Raw genomic sequence first — 20280 nt, forward strand, 5'->3', positions numbered from 1 at the left:
ATTTGGGAACAATGCTTGACCCACTGGAAATCCAAGCGTATTAGCGATTGCCATGAGCAGCGATTCCAATAATCAAAATCACACCAGCCTGTTAGGCTTTGTTCGGCAAAAGCTTTCTTCCATCGAAGCGAGAAATCAGCGCCGTGCCTTGTTTGACCATACCCGATCAGACGGCATGCAAGCTGTGCGCGAAGGGGTAGGCACCATTGTTAGTTTTACAGATAATGATTATTTGGGGTTAAGTACTCATCCGGCCGTTATTGGTGCTGCCAATGCTGCAACGGCTATGTACGGTGCCGGTGCTGGTGCGTCCCGTCTCGTTACAGGCAATCATCCCTTATATGCCGAGCTGGAGGCAGCCCTTGCATCGCTCAAGGACACAGAAGACGCCGTTGTTTTCGGGTCTGGGTATCTGGCAAATGTTGGTATTATTCCCACCTTTGTCGGACCCCGGGACCTGATAGTTGCTGACGCGCTTATTCATACCAGTATTCATGCGGGTGTTACACTGTCCCGTGCGGCCTTTAAAACATTCAGGCACAATGATACTGCGGATCTGGAAGCAATATTGAAAGCTGAACGCCATAGTTATGAGCGTGTTTTAATTGTTGTGGACGGTGTGTATTCTATGGACGGCGATATTGCACCTTTGCATGCGCTGGGATTGGTTGCGGAGAAGTATGATTGCTGGCTCATGAGCGATGATGCCCACGGTGTGGGTGTCATTGGTGGCGGGCGGGGCTCTGCTCATGCCTGTGACGCACAAGGGCTTGTGCCTTTGCAGATGGGTACCCTTTCGAAGGCGGTTGGCGGATATGGGGGGTATTTGGCAGCGAGCAAAGATGTTTGTGATTTGGTGCGTACCCGTGCGCGGTCGTTGATCTATACCACGGCGTTACCGCCCGGGGTGGTTGCAGGGGCTTTGAAAGCCCTGAATATAATCAAAACAGATACGGACCTTTGTGCACGTCCTGTGCGTCTGGCACAGTATTTTTGCCGTGCACTGGGGTTGCCCGCAGCGCAAACACCAATTGTGCCAGTGGTTATTGGGGATGAAAAAGATGCGCTGGCAGCGTCAGAGGCACTTGCCAAGCGCGGGTTTCTGGCATGGGCCTTCAGGCCACCGACTGTGCCGGTCGGCACCAGTAGGTTACGATTTTGTTTTTCCGCAACACATACGGATCAAATGGTTGATGACTTGATAACCGCATGTCGCGATTTGGGGATAGGAGACAGTTAATGCAGGGTATGTTCATATCATCCACAGGGACAGAAATTGGCAAAACACTGGTGACAGCCAGTCTAGTCGCCCAGTTGCGGCAACAGGGGCAGCAGGTTACAGCGATCAAGCCGGTAATTAGTGGTGTGACAGATCAGACAATGGCAGGGTCAGACACGGCGATCCTCGCAGATGCGCTTGGCCTGCCCCAAATTGCTGAAAGTTGGGACAAAATATCTCCTTTTCGGTACAGGGCTCCCTTGGCCCCGACAATGGCCGCAGCGGCTGAGGGTAAAACGCTGGATTATGATGCTTTTCTGGCATTTTGCCGCTCGGCGCTGGCCGCAGATGGTTTTACCCTTGTCGAAGGCGTTGGTGGCTCTTTTGTGCCCCTGGTAGGCGATAAGCTTGTTGCGGACTGGATCGCGGATATGGGGCTGGCGTCCATTCTCGTGGCAGGCAGTTACCTGGGCACGATTTCCCATACCCTTGCCACCCTTGAGGCAATGCAGGCGCGAGGGCTTTCGGTGGCAGGGTTGGTTGTTAGCGAAAGTCTAGGCGGTGAAGACAGCCCAGACTTTGAAGAAACGGTATTGGCACTGGCAGGCCTGACCGGGTTAAAGACTGTGGCCCTGCCGCGCCTGACCAAACAGCCTTTATGGGCATCCGCACCTGATTTGACTTCGTTGCTGGTATAGGACTGAGTTTATCCGTCTGCCAAGCGGTTCAGATCGTCCCCTGTCAGGCGAAAAACGGTCCATTCGTCCATTGGAACGGCACCCAGGCTTTTATAAAAGTCGATTGACGGTTTGTTCCAGTCAAGCACCCACCACTCCATGCGGCCACAACCACGTTCACGGGCGATTTTGGCAAGTGCTGACAAAAGTGCTTTGCCCGCACCAATGCCGCGTGCCTCAGGGATAACAAACAGATCCTCAAGATAGAGCCCTCTGCGCCCGAGAAAGGTTGAGAAGTTATGGAAAAATAGGGCAAAACCAACAGGCTTTCCCTGATGCTCTGCGATCAGTACTTCTGCTTGCGGGGTATCCCCGAACAGACTTTCCCGCAGGGTGGCTTCTGTTGCGACGACCTCTTTTTCCAGATTTTCATACGTTGCCAGATCCATAATGAACTGAAAAATAAGGCCAGTATCATCAATGGTTGCGGGGCGAATGATTAAGTTGGTCATACTTTGGGGCTTTCTATTAGTTTTTCCATTACCCAGTCTTCCTGCGGGTCGTCGGCCATCATGAAAATATGGGTTCCAACAGCAGAAAAGCCGGATTTTTCGTAAAAGCGAACGGCGCGGTGGTTTTGTCTCCAGACACCAAGCCACAAGCTGCCGTAGTCATGTTCTGCGGCATATTCGATGTTGGCATCCATCAGGATTTTGCCTACACCGCGACCATGCCATTTTTTGTCAGCATAAAGGCGTTCAACCTCAATTGATCTATTCGCTTTCAGGCAGTCTGGGTTTTTTCCGACCCGAAGCTTGGTATAGCCAGCGATCTGGTCTCCAATGCAGGCCAGAATAAAGATATTGGCAGGGTCATCAAGTTCCTGTTGCAGTGTTTCTACTGAAAACGCCTTGTCAGTGTAGGCAGCCATCAGGGCAGCGTCATTATGGACGGCATAGGTATCGGAAAAAGAGCGCAGGGCAAACGCAGCAAGCGGGGCTGCATCTTGTACTGTTGCGCGTCTAAGGGTTGGTGTTTCGTCCTGCAAGGTATCACCTTTGGTATCATAGAGTGTCGGTGTGTGTACCCTATGGGATAAGACAGAGCGGCGCAATTCTTCAAGCTGTTTCTGCTTAGATGGAAACGCCTGGGGAACAAGCCTATTGACATCACTTGTTTCGCCTGTCTTGTTTTCTGCATCTTAGTATTTAGGGGGATATGTAATGATACGGGCAGTTTTTGTTTATCTGATATCTGCGATTGCGTTGCTTACGGTTTCTGGGGCAGGGGTGTCTGCAGATAAAAAGGCATTGGTAGGTGGTCGTCTGATTGACGGGTTTGGGCACCGGCCCATTGCAAATAGTGTAATTCTTATTGATGGGGAGCGGATTGAGAAAGTCGGTACGGTAGACACACTTTCAGTGCCTGAAGGGTATGAAGTGATTTCCACGGAGGGGATGGATGTTTTGCCCGGTCTTTGGGAAAATCATGCACACTTGATGCTTGCCGGGCACTCTGATTATCCGCACTGGGATAAAACATATCTGGACCGGCTGGCGGACGAGATTATGCCCGCATCTGCGGTTCAGCTTTTGCTGGCTGGCATTACGTCGACCCGCGATTTGGGTGCGCCGCTCGAAGCAACGGTTGCCGTGAAAAAAGCCATCGCAGAGGGGCGCATACCGGGGCCGCGTTTGTTTGCGTCCGGTCCTTTCATCCAGCATGAAGCCTACCCCGGAACCGAAGCTTTTCGTTGGGGCATTGATGGTGTCGAAGACGCACGGGCAAAGGTAAAAAAACTGGCAGATGCAGGCATGGAAATCCTGAAGCTTATTGATCATGATAAAATGACCCTGGAAGAAGCGCAGGCAATTGTCGATGAAGCCCACAAACACGGTATGAAAGTTGTGGCGCACTCGCACCGTCCGGATGAAATTCGGGTCGGTCTTCAAATCGGCGTTGATAATTTCGAGCATACCGGTTTGACCACAGCTCCCGAATACCCGGCGGATATTATTGAAAAGCTGAAAGAACGCACTGCTACAGGCCGTGTTGCCGGTGGTCCGCTTTACTGGACGCCTACTGTGGAGGGGCTTTATAACTTTCAGTACACCGTAGATAACCCGGAAAAACTGGATAGTGGCTGCTGGAAGCGGGGCTTAAAGGAAGATACGATTGCAGATATCAAACAGTCAATCGCGCATCCGGGCCAGCTTTCCTATACTCAGCTTACACCGCTGCGCAGACCAACGCTGAAGAGAAAGATCGCACAGCTGAAGGAAACGGGTGTCGTGTTCCTTGTGGGCACCGATAGCGGTATCCCGATGAAGTTTCACTGCCAAAGCACATGGAATGAAATGGATGTCTGGGCGAATGTGATGGGAATTTCTGTGATGGACACCATTCGGGCTGCAACATATTGGCCTGCGGTAATGATGGGGGTTGATAAGGACCTTGGTACCGTGTCCAAAGGAAAATATGCTGATATCATCGCAATCAAGGGCGATGTGCTGCGGCACATCAACTTGGTATCCCATGTAGATTTTGTGATGAAAAGTGGCACCGTTTACAAGCAAGACGGTCGGGCGGTTGGTCCGGCGGCGGACTGATTTTGCCACTATAGTCTTTAATGTGGGGCTGATTCTGGATATGCGGAATCAGCCCCTTATTTATCCTGCTCGGTTGTAGGAAGGTTTGTGTCGGTATATAGACTGTGTGCCCAACCCCTTCTAATGGATGCCTGAATGACTACGCCCGTTTTATATATTGATGCAGATGCCTGTCCTGTGAAGGAAGAAGCCCTGAAAGTGGCATACAGGCATAATATGAAGACATATCTTGTATCTAACCAGTGGCTTCGTATGCCTGTGTCTGATCTTGTGGAGAAAATTGTTGTATCCGACGGGTTTGACGCAGCAGATGACTGGATCGCAGAACGTGCGGAGAAGGGTGCAATCGTTGTGACAGGGGATATCCCCCTTGCCGATCGTTGTTTGAAGAATGGTGCGATGGTGCTGGGGCATAATGGGCGGCCCTTCACGCAGGCGAATATCGGCGCCGCAATGGCGATGCGGTCGCTGAAAAGTGATTTGCGGGATATGGGCGAGATATCAGGTGCCGGACCAGCGTTTAGTAAAAAAGACCGGTCTACCTTCTTGAATGAACTGGAGAGAATGGTGCAGGCAACACTGCGCCTTTGATCTCTATAGAAGGACGGGAAGCCGGGGCGACTGTGCTACCCCGGCCATGATGGCTGTAACGGACCTATTTGTCCGAGGCAATCAGGTGGAACTGGTCCTGTCGCCCATCAATATACTGAACGGATGTGCCGTCAAAATAGGCATCTTCTTCAAGCATGAACTTCACTTCCTGCCCGCCCCATTCCGGGATTTTCGTGACATTGTTCAGCTCAATTGACCAGGCTGTGTTACCGTTTACTGGGAAATCGCCTGTCCCGATAACTCGACCCTGATTATCCCACATGCCGATGGCTGCACCGGCAGCATGACCGTGATAGCCAATTGGATGGCTATATACAGTAGGGTTAAGGCCCTCTTTGATCGCCTGCGCCCGCGTCAGTGCAACTGTTTCGTTGCCTGAACGACCAACCTTGAAGTGCGATGTCAGAATATCCTGCAGGCGGTTTGCATTTTTCAATCCCTGTTTTAGACCTGCTGGGGCCTCTGTCTCGCCCGGTTTTAAAACATAGGCATGATGCTGGGTATCAGTGTTTAATCCCAAGTAGGTAATGCCAAAGTCAACATGCAGTAAATCGCCCGGCATGATGACATTCGGTCCTTGCCGTTTTGAGAATAGTTCGGTCATCTTCTTGGTTTCTTCGTCCGGACGTTGCAGATTGACAGACGGATGGAACCAGGTGGTTAGACCCAAACTTCTAATACGGTCGCGGAACCACCACACCACATCCTCTGTTGTGGTCTCGCCCGGTGTAATGACTTTGTTGGAAAACCCTTCTGCGATAATACCATGGGCAATGCGTACGATCTCCGGATATGTCTCCATTTCTGCTGGAATGCGTGTTTCGAGCCATCCTACTGCAAGTTTTTCAGCAGATACGATCCGTTTGCTATATTCATCAGGTAGTGCGGACAGCAAGCCTTTGTGCTGGCTGTATGACAAGCCTGAGGCGAGAGCATATGTGTCGGAGATATTCAGACCAATTTTTTGTGGATTGCGCTCGGTAATCAGGTCAGCCAGGCGCTGCCACTGATCTGGCTGTTCTTCCGGGTTCCATGCTGCCGGGAATATGTCGGACACGGCATACCGTGCGACGGCAAACCGTTCCACTTTTTCACCGGTATCATGAAATACAAGAACCGTGCGACGACGTGCATTCAGCCAGGTTGCAGGCAGCATGGTTTTAACAACGGGGTCTTCGTTATATTCACGGGCAACCATAATCCACATGTCGATACCTTCGCGGCGCATCATTTCCGGGACAACGGTATCAAGGCGACTACGCAGCCAGCTGTCGCGCACCTCTGCTCTTTCCTTCATAGATAGAATGTCAGGAATAGCGGGGTTTATCTGTTCTTTTGCGTGGTCCGTGTTGTCTAACGCCACGACCCCAAAAGAAAGGCTTAGCCCAAGTGCGGTAGACAGAAATAGTGCTTTCATAAAACATCCTCATGATTACTCGGTCGGCCACACAAGGTGACGACTTATTGTTTGTTGACCCGGTGAAGATGGTATGTATCTTCCCCCACCGCGCGGTATGGTAATCAAGGGGGGTGATGTGTCAAGAGGAAGCCGGTTGGCTTCGATGGGGGGACATCAGGCAAACACTGCCAAATTATTTGGCGAAAACTGAACGAGTGCGAAGAAGCTCCAGATGCTGTACGGCTTTCAGGGCAGGGCCTGCTTCGGGTACACCGGCTGACTGAGCAAGCTCGAGATAATGACGCGCCTTTGCCAGACTGCTTGGGCGATTTTTCGTCATTAAATACCGTTTGCCCAGCTCGAAATGGGCGCTGGTGATAGTATGTGCCGACTTTTTATGATCTGAAGCTTTCGTCATGGTTACACCTTTATGTCGATTTTCACTCCTTTTGTCTGACCGGCAGAAGGAACGATATGCGCCGCTGTTTTCACTCCCTTGGTGTCGATATTTACATCCTTGGAATTATCGACATTCAGCTTGTTAATCCTCGCAGCCAGATCAATATGAACTGACTGTGATCCGCTAGGACCAATGGTTGCCATAAAGAATTACTCCATACACATGGTGGCACTATTCTACTGCAGGCACGGAATTTACTTCTTGATTACCTGCCCGCTGATTTTCCGTCAGACGGCCGTATCTGCGCTATAGATGGATAAAAATTTAGGAAAATACGGGGAATCAATGCCGGATTTCTGCGGGAAAAAGAAAAGCCACCGGGCGGTTGCCAGGTGGCTTTAGGTGTTTGATTGTTAACAGCCATTAAGACTTGAAATGACGACTCGCCAGCAGTGCGCTTTGGTTGCGCTGATGCAGGTTTAAAACAAGGCGTAGGCGATCATGCCCATGCCAACAACACCGCTAATCCAGGCAAGCGGTCGAACCATTGGCCAGCCGGCAATGTAAATGACCGCATGGGCGCAGCGTGCATAAAAGAATAGTTGTGCGCCAAGTACTGTAAGTGATGTTGAGATATCAGCAGCGCTCGCAATACCAACCAGCAGGCCAAACATTAACAGATTTTCCTGCATGTTAGAGGCCAGACGGCGGTAGCGTTTCAATGTATCGCTGGGTTCCGGTAGATTATCTCTGGGACCAGCTTGAGCCTGTACACCGTTCTCTTTCAGTGCAAGTCGTGCCGCAATCATGATCAGTATAAAATACAGGATAACGCTCCATAAGAGCATGGTAAGTTCAACAGACATAGTTTCCTCCCCCTGTTTGTGAACAAAGAGAGCTTATGTCATTTTAGCAATAGAGGAAAGGCCGACGTTACCAGCCGTTACAGCGGCCCCAAAGGTGACTGAATTCGCCGTCATTGAAGACAGCATAGGTGTCGTAGGCTGCGGCGGTCATACAGGCATGGTTTGGTAAAATTCTCAGTTGTCGTCCAATCGGAAAAGCATCAAAGTCGAGAGGGCTGCCGTCAATGCTACTGATCAGGCCGTGTTCCTGATTAACCCCCTTCACAAATAGGTTGGGGATTTGGACGCCGCTTTCCGCATCCAGCACAAGGCCGTAGCCGCAGTCAAAAGTCTGGCGTGCTGTGCCGTTATCCTTCGATAGGGCAAGGGCCCCCGCATCGGTTATAAGCCTGTTTTGATCCTTCTTTTTGCCGATGACAGTGGTCAAAACGGAAATGGCGATGTCTTCAGTTTTGGCGATGCCAAGGCCAACCTGAAACAGATCAGAGAAAACATATACCCCGGCCCGGATTTCTGTGATGCCGTCCAGGTTTTCAGCCATCATCGCAGTTGGTGTAGACCCAATACTGACACACCGAATGTCCGCCCCTATCGCGCGCAGGCGGTCAGCCGCAAGCAGGGATAGATCCCGTTCCTGACGGGCAATGTCACGGATGGCGCTGACTGTGTGGCAGTCATAGGATGCCCCTGCATGGGTCATAACACCTAAAAGATCCGTATAGTCACAATTCAGCAATATTTTGCCTGCTTCCAGCAGTTCGTCACCACCGGGTTCAAGTCCCGCCCGGTGGTCGTCTGTGTTAATCTCAAGAAGAATGTCGAAAGAACTTTTGGTGTTTGTAGCCCAGGTTGCCACAAGGCTAGCTGCTTCGGCGCTGTCCAATATGATTTTCAGGTCTGTCCCCTGAGAGCGCAGCGCCGCAACCTCGGGTAGCTTGCCCGGTGTTATGCCAACGGCATACAATATGTCGCGGAATCCGCTGGCGGCAAAGAAGCGCGCTTCCCGCAAGGTAGAAACCGTTATACCGCCGCTATGTTTCTCCGTCATCAGGCTGGATATTTCAGCCGACTTATTGGTTTTAACATGGGGGCGAAGGTTTACACCCAGTGTACCAAGATGTGTATCCATCCGGGCGATATTCGCCCGCATTTTATTTTCATCTAAAATAAGACTGGGTGTAATCAGGTTTATCATGATGGTGTTTTACTCGGTAGCCATTTTCTCAGGAATTCAACACTGTTGCCGCCCATTACTTTGCGGATTTGGGTGTCTGTCAGACCTGCTTCCATCAGGGCACTGGTGATCGCAACCATTTCATTTGATGAAACAGTTGTCTGGATAGAACCGTCCCAGTCTGAGCCCAGGGCAACATGGTCTTCGCCGAGAAGTTCAACAGCATACTTAACGGTTTTTGCAATTCCTGTGGGGGTAGGCTCACAAATGGCTGCATCCCAGTATCCAATTGCGATCAGACCACCCCGATCAGCGATAGCTTTCATCAGGTCATCCGGGTAGTTGCGCGGTGAATCACACGCACCTTTAATACCAGTATGGGAGACGACAAATGGACGATCGGTGTTGGCCAGAACTTCCCATGCGACTTTTTCAGATGCATGGGCCATATCAATGATGATTTCCTTTTCATTCAATGCCTGAACAACCTCGCGCCCAAAGTCTGTCAGACCTGCTTTGGAGGTGCCGTGCAGAGAGCCGCCCAGTTCATTGTCGAAAAAGTGTGTCAGACCAATCATGCTGTAGCCAGCGTCGATCATCTTGTCGAGATTTTCAATTTTGCCTTCAAGAGGGTGTGCACCTTCTGCGCCCAGAAGAAAACCAGTTGGCGGAGTTTTGCCAGACGCACGAGCGACTTCCCGTTCAGCAAGTACGCGGAGCAGGTCTTCCTGTGTTTTGATCCAGATCATCTGACCGTTAGACTTGTCCACATAGCGGTCAAGCTTCTCTGCCTGATAGATGGCACGTTCAAAAAGGCTGTTCCATGTGCGCATTGGCCACATTTGCATCATGTGCAAGGACGTCAGGCGGTCACTGTCACCCTCATTTTCCACATAGTTTTGGCCATCAGGGGACTTTGTCACGGTTGTAAGCATCATCAGGCCGATATTGCCTTGCTGCATGCGAGGCAGATCAACATGGCCGTAGCTGTTTTCATCAAGGAAATCGCGTTCCCACAGAAGGGTATCTGAATGCCAGTCCATTATTGTCAGGCCCTGGTGCAGGGACCGGGCTTTATCTAGGATAACAAAATCTTCATGATCAATAGACGCATTCAGGCGTCGGTCCATAAGGTGGTGGCCATATGTCACGGCAAAAACACCGGCGAGAACAACAAGGCCCAAAATCCACTTAACTAACTTCATAATCTATACCCCTTGGATTGAGACAGTAACAAAGCATACTTCCCGGTAAAATTAAAACTAAATATTAATGATTGTGTTTTAGGGTGATGATACGTGACGGGGGTCATGTTTGTAACTTGTTTAAAGGCATGTCCAATGTCCAGCGTGATGACCGAACCCCGTACGATCGAACAGAACCAGCCAGATTCTTTAATTGAGCCATCATCACTGCGGTCTCCGTTGAAAATACCGCGGGTCAGCGATAAGTGTGCCAGGACTTTTCAAACGTTGTATGATGTATGGCAGGACCTGGCAGCATCAAGCGGGCAAATGGTTCCCAGAAAGTCTGACCTTAGGCACACTCAGCTTAAATCTATATTGCCACATATAATGATCACTGAACGCTTGAATAAAGAAAGTATCCAGTACCGTTTGGTAGGAACACACATCGTGAATTTTTTTGGTGCAGATTTTACCGGTAGAAAAGTCGATGTGTGTAATTATCTTGGCTCTGAAAATCACAATAAGCTTCTTCTGTCAGTGCATGAAAATGTAGCGAGCTTTCCGTGTGGTGTGATGATGGAACGCAGTGTTTGTTGCGGTCATGGTAAAGAGGCAATTTTTCAAGGGCTCTGCTTGCCGCTTGCGGACAATGATGGGACTGTTCGCTATTATCTGTCAGCACTGGATACGGATGATCCTGTGGGCCGGTCCGCCGATCTAATGGCGCCGCGCAACCGGTTTGACCTGTCTTCTATGGATTTCAGACGGGTTCACTATGTTGATCTTGGAGCTGGCATTCCGGCGCGGGCCTATGTCTAAGGTAGGTTAAAAAAGTGGACCATGTTTTGGCCCACTTTTCTTGATTGTAATTGGACTGACTTAGTCTCTACTGCAGTTTGCGAAGCAGTTTTTGACGTTCAAAGTCACTTGAAATGCTATCAGCCGCATCTTTCATCAGATTTTTCGAGGTGTCATCCTGTGGCATGCTGTCGTAGATCGCAAGAAGGGTAGAGACCATTTCAAAGTCGCTATCCATTTTGGTCGCAGCAGATATCAGTGCCGTATACATTTCAGTGTCCAGCGTGTTCGGCACTCAAGAGCCTCGATTAACTGCCGACGTTCGAAATCGCTGTCCATATCATCGATACCCGCCAGTACGATCTGCATCGCTGATTTATGGCTGGTTAGCTTTGTTGCAAAAGCCTGAAGAAGCTTGCGGTATTCATAGTCACTTTCGATTTCCGATGCGACTTTGGCAAGTTCTGTCAAGCTGCGATCACTAAGTTCCGCGGATGCCAGCCCTTCTTCGAGCAGCTGTCTTAGCTCATAGTCGCTGTCGATACTCTGTGCCAGGCTTAAGAAATTCTGGGCATCCTTATTCTGCATGTCAAAAGACTGTGCAAACGGGGTCAGCAGCATTCTGAGTTCATAATCACTGTCGATATTCTCTGCTGCTTTCCATACTTTTTGCCGGGATTTTGCAGGAATGTCTGCCTTTGTCAGAAGGTTAGTAAAGGCAGTGCGCATTTCATAGTCGCTATCCAGGGTAGAAAGCTTGTCAATCAATCGGTCTACTTGTTTGTTGGACAGGGAAGTCTGTGCTGTCAGTGCCTCCGCGTACGTTTTTATCGCCCAGCCACCTTCGATAAATTCCATTTCATGAAGAACAGCGTCAGCGCCTCCTTTCTTTAGAAACCGACTGACACGTTCCTTGGCGTTGTAGCCAGTTTCGCGCAGGATAAAGACTATATTGCTGTGGAACCATTCTTGTGCTTTTGCGTCAAAGCCGTGCGGTTTTCCGTCAATGCGAAACTCTTTGATAATCGTCCCATTATTTGTAATGAACTCGATTTCCTGTTTGCTGTCACCATCTTCTGTTTCAAGGCCAAATGCTCCGCCTTCTTCAAGGAAAACGATCATGGTTTCATCAGCGTTTAGTGACCAGGACCCTTTCCACGCAGCCTTTTTGCTTTCATTGCCGGTTACCCAGTTCAGTGCACCGTTATTGCCATTAAAGGTAATGTTGGTTTCTATGGTTTCGTCACCTTCTGAGATTGCATAAGCATAGGAGGATGCGTTGCTCTCTGATGCGCTAACACTGATTTTATTGCCTGAAACGACAGCATTCGAGACGACGAAACGCGGTGATGATGTTGAAACGGCAGGAAACTCAGGAACCATTGGTGCTTCGACAATTGCTTCAAGGGCAGCCCCTGTCGGCGCTACCGGTGTGACAACTTCTGGCGGGGTAGGGGCGACGACTACTTCCCATTCTTTGTCTTTGTCTGTAAAGGGTGCGGATAGTGCGTTTGCGAACTGTATGTTCGGGACGGCAAAGGCCGCAACAACAACGCCTGTTGCGATGCCGGTTCGTGTGATTTTGCTGGCCGGTCTGGTTTTGTTTTTGGCAAGCAAGCTTTCTATTCGGTATTTAAGGATGGATTTATGTCCACTCATTGCTAATCCCCACTGCTGGTTGTCGTGTTTTGTTATTTTTGAAGCGCATGTATAAAGTGCCGAAGCAACAGCATGGGCGTCAGAGACATGCTTGGCTGCCCATGCATCAGCGGATAATTCTGCCAGATCAACCAACCGCTGCTGCGCTACTTTGAACAGCGGTTGAAAGAAACAGAGACTTGATAAAAACTGCATACAGATAAGCATGACCGGATCGCGGCGTATCATGTGCGCAACTTCATGCGCCAGAAGGCTTTGCATTTCCCGTTCGGGTAATGGGTTCAGTGCCCATTCAGGCAGGCAGATTTCACGCGCGGGCAAGCACACCGGGCTTTTAATCCGGTCCGACGTGCTTAGATTGGGAATACTTCTGATGCGTCCCTTCTGACAGATTGCTGTAAGTGTTTGGTAGGCCTGATGATTGGTCTCAATGTTAGTGCGGGTACCAAGCGACCGTATTGCACGCCGATATCCAAAAGCCAGTAAGAGAAGACTGGCTGCCCCGATCAGGCACCAAGCTGCTGTAATCAACACGGCGCTACTGATGTCATGTACCCAGCCATGGCTGAAGAGTACGGAGGTTGAAAACTCTGAACTAGTCTTCAGCCCTGGAGGGTAGGCTGTCATCAGTTGAGTTTCCTGAGAAGGTCGCTGTGCCCCCTTGTATTCTGCTGGCAGGGTAGCTGTCGTGCCTCTGTTTTGTATGGTGGGTTCCTCGCTGGTTGGACCCGGGGTGCCCTCGGTGTTTTCAAGAGGGTCTGATATTGATTGTGTTGCGGTTTCATAGGCTGCGGTCGTCCAGGTACGCTGTTGCTCTGATACAGGCATGAAACGACCAAGTGGCCGGTCCTGTTCGAGTGACTGGATGAAGCCGGTAACGTCCGGATTGGTAATCGTCCAAAGCGGCGCCAGAACGGTCGTTGGGGTCAGCGTTAGTAAAGAAGCCAGCACCGCAGCGCGCCAGCACGTCTCCCGTGTTTCTACTGTTTTTAGAATGGATGCTCTTTCCAGCAAGTAAACCCCGCCCAGAAAGATCGTGCTACCAATCAGGAACCGAAAAAGTCCTGCAATAAGAGGGGTGTCAAGGATGAAATCGATCATTCCTGTTCCTCCTTTTTGTCAAGAAGCTGCCGCAGATCCTCCAGTTCGTTTGGATCTACATCTCCTTCCCGTACAAGATGTGCCAGCAGTGCTTTTGAATCGCCTTTGAATAAGGTTGATATCAAGCCACCAACCATAGATCTTTTAATTTCTGAAACGCTGATTTCAGGGGTGTAAACACGCTCTCTGCCCACAGTTTCAGAGGACAGCACGCCTTTCTTCTCTAACCGGGTCAGAATCGTCGCAACTGTAGTGTATGCAAGTGACTGATCTGGCAGATTATTCAGAACATCACGTGCTGAGCCTCCTTGAAGGTGGCACAGGGTTTCTACAATCTGATATTGCTGATCGCTTAGCTTAACTTTTTCGCTCACACTCTTTCTCCACTACAGGTGTAGTAGAATATCTACATGTGTAGTAGATCGAGTCAAGAAATAAGTTGGTTCTGTAAACGCAGGTTTAGGAGGCTAGACTTTTTCTACGCACATACAGCCGATGGAGTAACTTGCGCCAAAAGAACAGATCACGCCTTCATCACCGGACTGGAAGTCATTTTTATATTTATGGAATGCAATCATGCAGCCAGCACCAGCCGTATTTGCATATTCGTCAAGAACGATAGGAGCTTTGTCCTGGGTTGGATCTTCATTCAACAGCTTTTTGGTTGCGAACATATTCATATTAATGTTCGCCTGGTGCAGCCAGAAACGTTTAAAGTCTGACACCTGCTTGCCAACCTCGGCTAGATGGCCTTGCACAAGATTGATCACCATTGGCAATAATTCCCGGAACACCACGCGGCCTTCCTGTTGGAAACGCTGGTCAGCATCAGTGATTTTGTGATCTTCAACAAGTGTTCTTGCACCAAATGCGGCACGAATATTTGTGGAATACTGGGTGAATAGTTTCCGGCTATTAATGCGGAAAGCGTTTTGGGATTTGGTTTCTTCCTCTCGCTCCAGCACCATGGCCACAGCAGCGTCACCAAAGATAAAGTGGCTGTCCCGTTCTACATAGTTCATTGCAGGGGAGATATATTCAGCCGTTATCACCAGCGCTTTATTTGCCATGCCGGAATTAATAGTGTCCATGGCAGTAGACATGCCAAACGTTGCGGACGAACAGCCCATGGCCATGTCGAATGCAAAACCACCTGCACCAAGAATTTGTTGCAGTTCGCATGCCATGCTGGGAACAAAACGTTCCCAAAGTGACGATGATATGATCACAAGATCAATATCTTCGCCGGTCAAGCCTGCTTCGTTGAGGGCATCCTTGGCTGCTTCTAGCGCCATTTTAACCTGAACCGGCGTTCCCATGGCTGTTTCGTCAGCCAGTTTGGAAAGGCCTGGACGCATTCTATTCACGTCTGTTGGGCCTTCGCCTTCCATAAGGTACCGGTTTTTAATGCCGGAAGCTTTTTCAATAAATTCTACAGTAGAAGGTTGTTTCGCTTCCATGTTGCCAGCTTCAATTTCGTCAGCATGGAGCGCATTATATTGGTCTACATGAGCGTTATAGCTTTGAACCAGTTTTTCGTTAGAGACTGCATCGGGAGGTGTGTAGAGGCCGGTGCCGCTGATTACTATATTGCTCATGTCTGGACCTAATTATGATTTGTTACAATTTTTCTACAAGTAAACTTCCAATGGAATAGCCTGCACCGAAGGAGCAAATCAAGCCTTTGCTGCCACTCTTTAAATTTTCCCGATGTTCGTGGAACGCAATGATGGAACCAGCAGCGGCCGTATTACCATATTCCTCAAGCACTGTGGGGGCTTCTTCAAACGTTGGATCACGACCCAGAAGCTTCTTCGCGGCGTACATGTTCATATTGATATTTGCCTGATGTAGCCACATGCGGTTCAGATCATTCACCGTGATACCAGCATCTTTCAGTTGTGTAGAAATGAACTTGGTTACCAAAGGCAAGAGTTCCTTAAACACCTTGCGGCCATATTGAACGAAATACATATCGTCGCGGTGTTCTGACCCTTCGTTACGGGTTAAGGGGCCAAGCTGGGAACGGATGTTATTTGAATAGTAGGTCTCTGACTTACAGTCGAGAACCTTCCACTGGTCAGGTGCAGTGGCAAGATCAGAGCGTTCGAGCACCACGGCCGTTGCTACATCGCCAAAAATAAAGTGGCTGTCTCTGTCACGGAAATTAACCATTGTGGAGAATATTTCCGGGTTGATCATCAGGACACGTTTTGCAGCACCTGTTTTAATGGCATTGATGCCGGCGATCAGGGCAAATGTTGCAGACGAACAGGCCATGACCATATCGTAGGCAGAACCCTTGGTTCCCAAGTGGTGCTGGACTTCGATGGCAATTGCCGGGAAAGAGCGCTGTAGCGCCGCAGTGCCGCAGATAACAAGATCAATATCTTCAGGCTTTATGCCAGCCTGATCAATCGCCTGCTTTGCGGCATTTATCGCCATCTGCGCCTGAATGCAGGGCTTGTCATCATCGCCGTGTGCATCTTCCGGCAAGCCTTGACGCAGTGTGTCTGGGTTTAAAACACCCTCGGCTTCGATCAGGTGACGGGCTTTGATGCCGGATGCTTTTTCAATAAATTCTGCTGAGGAATGCTGCATTGCAGGTGTGAGGCCGGCATCAATGTCTGCCTTGTTTTCTGCGTTAAACTTGTCCGCATAGGCGTTAAAGGCTTCGACCAGTTGTTCATTGGTGACACGGGCTGGTGGAACAAAAAGACCCGTTCCAGTTAGTACGACGTCAAACATGCAGTATTCCTAGTTTATGTCCAGTGACCTAGTCGCCAGACCGGTAAAACAAGGGCTCACATATAGTCATTAATTAGGCGTGCGCCAAGGTCTTTGTTACCCTACGGAATCCTCCACTTCCAAAAAATGGTGATGAACATGGTATCAGCACTATTTTAGATAGGCGCAAACCACGACCTGTGTTAGAGGTCTGGCTATGTCTATTTGGGGTAAAATAATCGGTGGTACAGCAGGTTTCGCTATCGGCGGGCCGATTGGCGCTTTGCTTGGGGTTTCGATCGGTGCGGCGGTTGATGTTGGTATCAATAAAGCTACGGGCGACCCTGCGCAAACCAAGCAAATTACCTTTACAATCGGTGTTATAGCGCTTGCCGCCAAAATGGCCAAAGTAGACGGCCGGGTTACGCGTGAAGAGGTGGATGCATTCAAGCAATTGTACCGCGTCCCCGCTGAAGAAATGAAAAATGTTGGGCGTGTGTTTGATATGGCGCGCCAGTCGGCAGCAGGATTTGAAGCCTACGCTCGCCAGATCGCGGGCATCATGGCTGACAATCGCGCCATTTTAACAGACATCATCGATGCACTTTTTTATATCGCAGAGTCTGACGGCCACCTGCATCCGGCTGAGCTGGATTACATTCGTACGGTGGGCGCAATATTCGGATTTTCATCAGCAGATATTGAGACCATGATACACCGTAGGGCAGGGCCTGATGTTAATAGCCCTTATACCGTGCTGGGCGTAGAGCCAAATATTAGCAATACGGCTCTTAAGGCGCATTACCGGGCGCTTGTGAGGGAGCATCATCCAGACCGCCTGATGGCACAAGGGGTGCCAAGTGATCTGATTGCGGTGGCGACAAGACGTGCTGCAGAAATAAATGTAGCGTATGACCAGATTGTCCAGCAAAGAGGAATGGGCCAATGACCCTGATTGATACAATATTCCTTGTGATCGTGAACTTTGTCTGGGGAATGAATTTTCTGGCTGCGAAATGGGCGGTGGCTGATTTCCCGCCGATGGTCGTTAATGCTATCCGTTTTGCGATTGTCACGGTTTTACTGTTGCCCTTTCTGAAGCCTGTTCGGGGTCGGATGAAGGACTTGTTCATTGCTGCCTTTGTTCTGGGTGTTCTGCACTTTGGCTTGATTTTTATCGCCATGAGCTTTGCCGAGGGGGTTAGTGCGATGGCCATTGTCAGTCAGCTCAATGTACCCTTTGCCACGATACTGGCGATTGTCATTTTGAAAGAGCAGGTTGGCTGGAAACGGGTATCCGGCATTGCGGTCAGTTTCCTGGGTGTGTTGGTGCTGGGATTTGACCCAGCCGTTTTTGAATATGTGGACGCTGTAGTATTCATGGCTGCTGCGGCCTTCGTCTATGCCTTGTCGACCATTTTGATGCGGCAGCTAAAAGATGTGAAAGCAGTGACAACGCAGGCATGGGTTGGCCTGTTTGGTTGCGTAGGTTCTGTGTTTTTATCACTGATTTTCGAGGTGGGGCAGGTTGAAGCCATTTCAACTGCGGGATCGCTTGCGTGGGGCGCGGTTGTTTATAGTGCGATCATGTCGTCAATTGTAGGGCATGGTGGATTGAATTATTTACTCAGAAAATATGAAGTCAGCCACATTGCCCCCTACTTTGTTTTAACGCCTCTTTTCGCGATTGGTGGTGGGATATTCATTCTGGATGAAGTGTTGACAGACCGTATGATGATTGGCGGAACTCTGACGATCGTAGGAGTGGCGATTGTAACACTGCGAAACTCACGCCGTGGCAGCAAGGAACTGAAAACCGTGCAGCGTGTTGGCAAAAAGTTTGGGGAGCAATAATGGCGCAGTGGGTATCGCCAAACTTTGATGATCGCCCTGACGGTGTTTCGCCCGATATGTTGGTGTTGCATTACACTGGCATGGAAAGCGCACAAGCAGCGCTTGAGCGGTTATGTGATCCTGCCTTCGAGGTTTCTGCCCATTATCTGGTTGATGAAGATGGTCAGCTATATGCACTGGTCGATGAAGACAAACGGGCATGGCATGCAGGGATCTCGCGTTGGGGTGACCGTGTTGGCATAAACCAATATTCTATCGGCATAGAGATTGTGAACCCGGGGCATGAGTTTGGATATCAAGACTTTACTGACAAGCAAATGAAACGTGTTCTTGACTTAGTACATGATATTAGGCGCAGGCATGTGATCCCGGATACCGGGATTGTTGGGCACAGTGATATAGCGCCAGACCGCAAGGATGACCCAGGGGAGAAGTTTCCCTGGCAGTGGCTTGCTGCTAACGGCGTAGGTATTGCGCTGTCAGAAGGGGAATTGCCGCCGGAGACTGAGCATGCAACAGAGCCGTATGTAACAGAGGCGTCGGATGCTGCACAGATAACCGCAGTGCAGAAACAATTCACCGCGATAGGCTACCCCCTTGATCCAGACGGACTATATTCTCCGTATATGCGTAGTATAGTCACCGCGTTTCAGCGTCGGTGGCGTCAGTCGGTGGTCAATGGAAATATCGACTATGGAACCTACGAAGTACTTGTAAAAATTGCACAATATTATACAAATCATCAACAGTAAGAGTGTGTCAGGAGGGTAAATTTATGAAATCTGGTGTTTTTGCGGGCGTTCTCCTGATTGCAACGACAGGAATATCCGCACAAGATGTAGGTGTGTCCAGCGACCACCAGCCAAATGAATACACACAGGCTTGCCTGGTTAGTCCCGACTGGGACTGTGCGATAAGCGCTGCGCTTCAGACCGTGATTGAAGAGAGCTTGCCGTTAGAGCGGTCCAAGGTTCTGGTCGGTGTCGCACGTGCCATGATTGAAGCTGGGGACATTCAAAAGGGTAAAGATACCCTGGAGCTAGCAATGGCAGAGGCGCGGTCGGCAAGACTCGATCTGGTGACACAGGACCGTTTAAAGTCCATTGCGCCTTTATTTGCACGCTCCGGCGATTTCTCTTCAGCAATTGCACTTGCCGAGGAAATTACAATTCCGATGCTGAAAGACAGGACAATGATTGCCATTTCAGAAGAGGCAATCCTGCAACAAGACCCGGCTGCAGCCCGTGTTGCAATTAATCAGATATCCAACAAGTCCCGCGCATTCTGGCAGCGCCTAAACATGTATGTGCGCGTTGGCTCCACGGCTTTGGCGGGTGTGGACCTGAATGCCCTGCATGATGAGGTGAAAGCCATCGCGCGGGCTGATTATCGGTATCGTGGTTTGGTCAGTCTTGCTGTGCTTGCCTATAAGCAAGGCAACATGGATGCCTTTACACAGTATTCGGACGAAGCAGCAGATGCTTTTGGTTCTGTGTATGGTGGGGAACAACAGGCGTTTGCCGCTACTATGCAACTGAAGGCATATGTAGAAGGCGGTATGCCGCAGGAGTATATTGATGAGGCGCTGGAACGTGCCAGCAGTCTGGCACGCAATACCAGTTCAGCAGAACTCGCATTACAGTTGGGGCCGCTCGAGGCAAAACTTGGACAGTCTGAAGCAGCCCTTTCACGCTTGCGATTGTTTTCCGAGCCTGGCCTGAAGGCAGAATATCTGGCGTCACTGGACTTTAATGGTCACATGAACGGAACGTCAGAGCATATCAAAGAGTTACTATCTGACTTATCAGGTCTTGATGGGGCATATGACCGGGATCAAGTCCGTTTGATACTTTTAGAGAATGCGATTGCTAATAAAGCGCGTTCTCTGGCGCTGGATATCGTCGCAACCATGGAAGATGACGATAATCAGGCTTACGGCCTGTCGGTATCGGCAGGAATTTTATAAAGTATCTGCCTGCAGGGGCGTAGGTAGATACA

The 20280-nt window shown here is 49.8% G+C and carries 22 protein-coding genes; 9 read left to right on the forward strand and 13 right to left on the reverse strand.

Annotation, left to right across the window (positions count from 1 at the left end):
• Positions 1–52: 52 nt before the first annotated feature.
• The gene (locus tag IE181_RS08270) at positions 53–1240 is read left to right on the forward strand and encodes an aminotransferase class I/II-fold pyridoxal phosphate-dependent enzyme (protein ID WP_229819271.1); all 1188 of its coding nucleotides are present in this window, start codon (positions 53–55) and stop codon (positions 1238–1240) included.
• Complete coding sequence (gene bioD / locus IE181_RS08275) at positions 1240–1917, forward strand: dethiobiotin synthase (RefSeq protein ID WP_191251879.1); 678 nt, start codon at positions 1240–1242, stop codon at positions 1915–1917. Before IE181_RS08270 ends, bioD begins: the two co-directional genes overlap by 1 nt.
• Before the next feature lie 8 nt (positions 1918–1925).
• Here bioD and IE181_RS08280 read toward each other — a convergent pair whose 3' ends face one another.
• Positions 1926–2408, reverse strand: coding sequence for a GNAT family N-acetyltransferase (locus IE181_RS08280; RefSeq protein WP_191251882.1), 483 nt, complete (start codon positions 2406–2408; stop codon positions 1926–1928).
• A complete protein-coding gene (locus IE181_RS08285) occupies positions 2405–2944 on the reverse strand; it encodes a GNAT family N-acetyltransferase (protein WP_191251884.1) in 540 nt (179 codons plus the stop codon). Before IE181_RS08285 ends, IE181_RS08280 begins: the two co-directional genes overlap by 4 nt.
• 175 nt (positions 2945–3119) lie before the next feature.
• Between IE181_RS08285 and IE181_RS08290 the strand changes: the two genes are divergently transcribed.
• Together IE181_RS08290 and IE181_RS08295 are read left to right on the forward strand one after the other, a co-directional pair.
• Positions 3120–4505 (forward strand): amidohydrolase family protein, encoded by a 1386-nt coding sequence (locus IE181_RS08290; protein WP_191251887.1) that lies wholly within the window; start codon positions 3120–3122, stop codon positions 4503–4505.
• Between the two features lie 135 nt (positions 4506–4640).
• Entirely contained in the window at positions 4641–5096 is a 456-nt protein-coding gene (locus IE181_RS08295) for a YaiI/YqxD family protein (protein WP_191251888.1), read from the forward strand.
• 64 nt (positions 5097–5160) lie between these two features.
• Here IE181_RS08295 and IE181_RS08300 read toward each other — a convergent pair whose 3' ends face one another.
• The 6 genes from IE181_RS08300 to IE181_RS08325 all read right to left on the reverse strand — a co-directional run bounded on the left by IE181_RS08300 (position 5161) and on the right by IE181_RS08325 (position 10161).
• The gene (locus IE181_RS08300; protein WP_191251890.1) at positions 5161–6534 is read right to left on the reverse strand and encodes a M24 family metallopeptidase; all 1374 of its coding nucleotides are present in this window, start codon (positions 6532–6534) and stop codon (positions 5161–5163) included.
• Positions 6535–6709: 175 nt separating this feature from the next.
• Positions 6710–6934, reverse strand: coding sequence for a hypothetical protein (locus IE181_RS08305; protein ID WP_191251892.1), 225 nt, complete (start codon positions 6932–6934; stop codon positions 6710–6712).
• Positions 6935–6936: 2 nt separating this feature from the next.
• Positions 6937–7119 (reverse strand): hypothetical protein, encoded by a 183-nt coding sequence (locus IE181_RS08310; protein WP_191251894.1) that lies wholly within the window; start codon positions 7117–7119, stop codon positions 6937–6939.
• Positions 7120–7395: 276 nt separating this feature from the next.
• The gene (locus tag IE181_RS08315) at positions 7396–7782 is read right to left on the reverse strand and encodes an MAPEG family protein (RefSeq protein WP_191251896.1); all 387 of its coding nucleotides are present in this window, start codon (positions 7780–7782) and stop codon (positions 7396–7398) included.
• A gap of 67 nt (positions 7783–7849) precedes the next feature.
• Positions 7850–8932, reverse strand: a complete 1083-nt coding sequence (locus IE181_RS08320) for an alanine racemase (protein ID WP_229819273.1) — start codon at positions 8930–8932, stop codon at positions 7850–7852.
• A gap of 41 nt (positions 8933–8973) precedes the next feature.
• Entirely contained in the window at positions 8974–10161 is a 1188-nt protein-coding gene (locus tag IE181_RS08325; RefSeq protein ID WP_191251901.1) for a dipeptidase, read from the reverse strand.
• 147 nt (positions 10162–10308) lie between these two features.
• Here IE181_RS08325 and IE181_RS08330 point away from each other — a divergent pair, with 147 nt between their 5' ends.
• On the forward strand, positions 10309–10962 hold the full coding sequence (locus IE181_RS08330) for a PAS domain-containing protein (protein WP_268245747.1): 654 nt from the start codon (positions 10309–10311) through the stop codon (positions 10960–10962).
• 67 nt (positions 10963–11029) lie between these two features.
• Here IE181_RS08330 and IE181_RS08335 read toward each other — a convergent pair whose 3' ends face one another.
• The 5 genes from IE181_RS08335 to IE181_RS08355 form a co-directional block, all read right to left on the reverse strand.
• On the reverse strand, positions 11030–11212 hold the full coding sequence (locus IE181_RS08335; RefSeq protein WP_191251905.1) for a hypothetical protein: 183 nt from the start codon (positions 11210–11212) through the stop codon (positions 11030–11032).
• Positions 11197–13701 (reverse strand): M56 family metallopeptidase, encoded by a 2505-nt coding sequence (locus IE181_RS08340; protein ID WP_191251907.1) that lies wholly within the window; start codon positions 13699–13701, stop codon positions 11197–11199. The genes IE181_RS08335 and IE181_RS08340 overlap by 16 nt, the downstream gene beginning before the upstream one ends.
• Positions 13698–14075, reverse strand: coding sequence for a BlaI/MecI/CopY family transcriptional regulator (locus tag IE181_RS08345; RefSeq protein ID WP_191251908.1), 378 nt, complete (start codon positions 14073–14075; stop codon positions 13698–13700). Before IE181_RS08345 ends, IE181_RS08340 begins: the two co-directional genes overlap by 4 nt.
• Before the next feature lie 93 nt (positions 14076–14168).
• Positions 14169–15299: a beta-ketoacyl-ACP synthase III gene (locus tag IE181_RS08350; protein WP_191251909.1), complete on the reverse strand. Its 1131-nt coding sequence runs from the start codon at positions 15297–15299 to the stop codon at positions 14169–14171.
• A gap of 22 nt (positions 15300–15321) precedes the next feature.
• A complete protein-coding gene (locus IE181_RS08355) occupies positions 15322–16449 on the reverse strand; it encodes a beta-ketoacyl-ACP synthase III (RefSeq protein WP_191251910.1) in 1128 nt (375 codons plus the stop codon).
• Positions 16450–16645: 196 nt separating this feature from the next.
• Between IE181_RS08355 and IE181_RS08360 the strand changes: the two genes are divergently transcribed.
• The 4 genes from IE181_RS08360 to IE181_RS08375 are packed head-to-tail and all read left to right on the forward strand — an operon-like array spanning position 16646 to position 20248.
• Positions 16646–17377: a TerB family tellurite resistance protein gene (locus IE181_RS08360; protein WP_191251911.1), complete on the forward strand. Its 732-nt coding sequence runs from the start codon at positions 16646–16648 to the stop codon at positions 17375–17377.
• Positions 17374–18282, forward strand: a complete 909-nt coding sequence (locus IE181_RS08365; protein ID WP_191251912.1) for a DMT family transporter — start codon at positions 17374–17376, stop codon at positions 18280–18282. The genes IE181_RS08360 and IE181_RS08365 overlap by 4 nt, the downstream gene beginning before the upstream one ends.
• Positions 18282–19034 carry a peptidoglycan recognition protein family protein gene (locus tag IE181_RS08370; protein WP_191251913.1) on the forward strand — a complete coding sequence of 251 codons (753 nt, stop codon included), beginning with the start codon at positions 18282–18284 and terminating at the stop codon, positions 19032–19034. The genes IE181_RS08365 and IE181_RS08370 overlap by 1 nt, the downstream gene beginning before the upstream one ends.
• Positions 19035–19057: 23 nt before the next feature.
• Positions 19058–20248, forward strand: coding sequence for a hypothetical protein (locus IE181_RS08375; protein WP_191251914.1), 1191 nt, complete (start codon positions 19058–19060; stop codon positions 20246–20248).
• Positions 20249–20280: the final 32 nt, after the last annotated feature.

The sequence above is a fragment of the Kordiimonas sediminis genome (genome assembly GCF_014656395.1).
Taxonomy (GTDB): domain Bacteria; phylum Pseudomonadota; class Alphaproteobacteria; order Sphingomonadales; family Kordiimonadaceae; genus Kordiimonas_A; species Kordiimonas_A sediminis.

Coding starts and splice junctions, on each gene's coding strand:
- IE181_RS08340 (WP_191251907.1), bottom strand. CDS start 13,701: ATGATCGATTTCATCCTTGACACCCCTCTTATTGCAGGACTTTTTCGG.
- IE181_RS08320 (WP_229819273.1), bottom strand. CDS start 8,932: ATGCGGGCGAATATCGCCCGGATGGATACACATCTTGGTACACTGGGT.
- IE181_RS08355 (WP_191251910.1), bottom strand. CDS start 16,449: ATGTTTGACGTCGTACTAACTGGAACGGGTCTTTTTGTTCCACCAGCC.
- bioD (WP_191251879.1), top strand. CDS start 1,240: ATGCAGGGTATGTTCATATCATCCACAGGGACAGAAATTGGCAAAACA.
- IE181_RS08290 (WP_191251887.1), top strand. CDS start 3,120: ATGATACGGGCAGTTTTTGTTTATCTGATATCTGCGATTGCGTTGCTT.
- IE181_RS08280 (WP_191251882.1), bottom strand. CDS start 2,408: ATGACCAACTTAATCATTCGCCCCGCAACCATTGATGATACTGGCCTT.
- IE181_RS08325 (WP_191251901.1), bottom strand. CDS start 10,161: ATGAAGTTAGTTAAGTGGATTTTGGGCCTTGTTGTTCTCGCCGGTGTT.
- IE181_RS08360 (WP_191251911.1), top strand. CDS start 16,646: ATGTCTATTTGGGGTAAAATAATCGGTGGTACAGCAGGTTTCGCTATC.
- IE181_RS08330 (WP_268245747.1), top strand. CDS start 10,309: ATGACCGAACCCCGTACGATCGAACAGAACCAGCCAGATTCTTTAATT.
- IE181_RS08335 (WP_191251905.1), bottom strand. CDS start 11,212: ATGTATACGGCACTGATATCTGCTGCGACCAAAATGGATAGCGACTTT.
- IE181_RS08350 (WP_191251909.1), bottom strand. CDS start 15,299: ATGAGCAATATAGTAATCAGCGGCACCGGCCTCTACACACCTCCCGAT.
- IE181_RS08375 (WP_191251914.1), top strand. CDS start 19,058: ATGAAATCTGGTGTTTTTGCGGGCGTTCTCCTGATTGCAACGACAGGA.
- IE181_RS08295 (WP_191251888.1), top strand. CDS start 4,641: ATGACTACGCCCGTTTTATATATTGATGCAGATGCCTGTCCTGTGAAG.
- IE181_RS08370 (WP_191251913.1), top strand. CDS start 18,282: ATGGCGCAGTGGGTATCGCCAAACTTTGATGATCGCCCTGACGGTGTT.
- IE181_RS08310 (WP_191251894.1), bottom strand. CDS start 7,119: ATGGCAACCATTGGTCCTAGCGGATCACAGTCAGTTCATATTGATCTG.
- IE181_RS08270 (WP_229819271.1), top strand. CDS start 53: ATGAGCAGCGATTCCAATAATCAAAATCACACCAGCCTGTTAGGCTTT.
- IE181_RS08300 (WP_191251890.1), bottom strand. CDS start 6,534: ATGAAAGCACTATTTCTGTCTACCGCACTTGGGCTAAGCCTTTCTTTT.
- IE181_RS08305 (WP_191251892.1), bottom strand. CDS start 6,934: ATGACGAAAGCTTCAGATCATAAAAAGTCGGCACATACTATCACCAGC.
- IE181_RS08365 (WP_191251912.1), top strand. CDS start 17,374: ATGACCCTGATTGATACAATATTCCTTGTGATCGTGAACTTTGTCTGG.
- IE181_RS08315 (WP_191251896.1), bottom strand. CDS start 7,782: ATGTCTGTTGAACTTACCATGCTCTTATGGAGCGTTATCCTGTATTTT.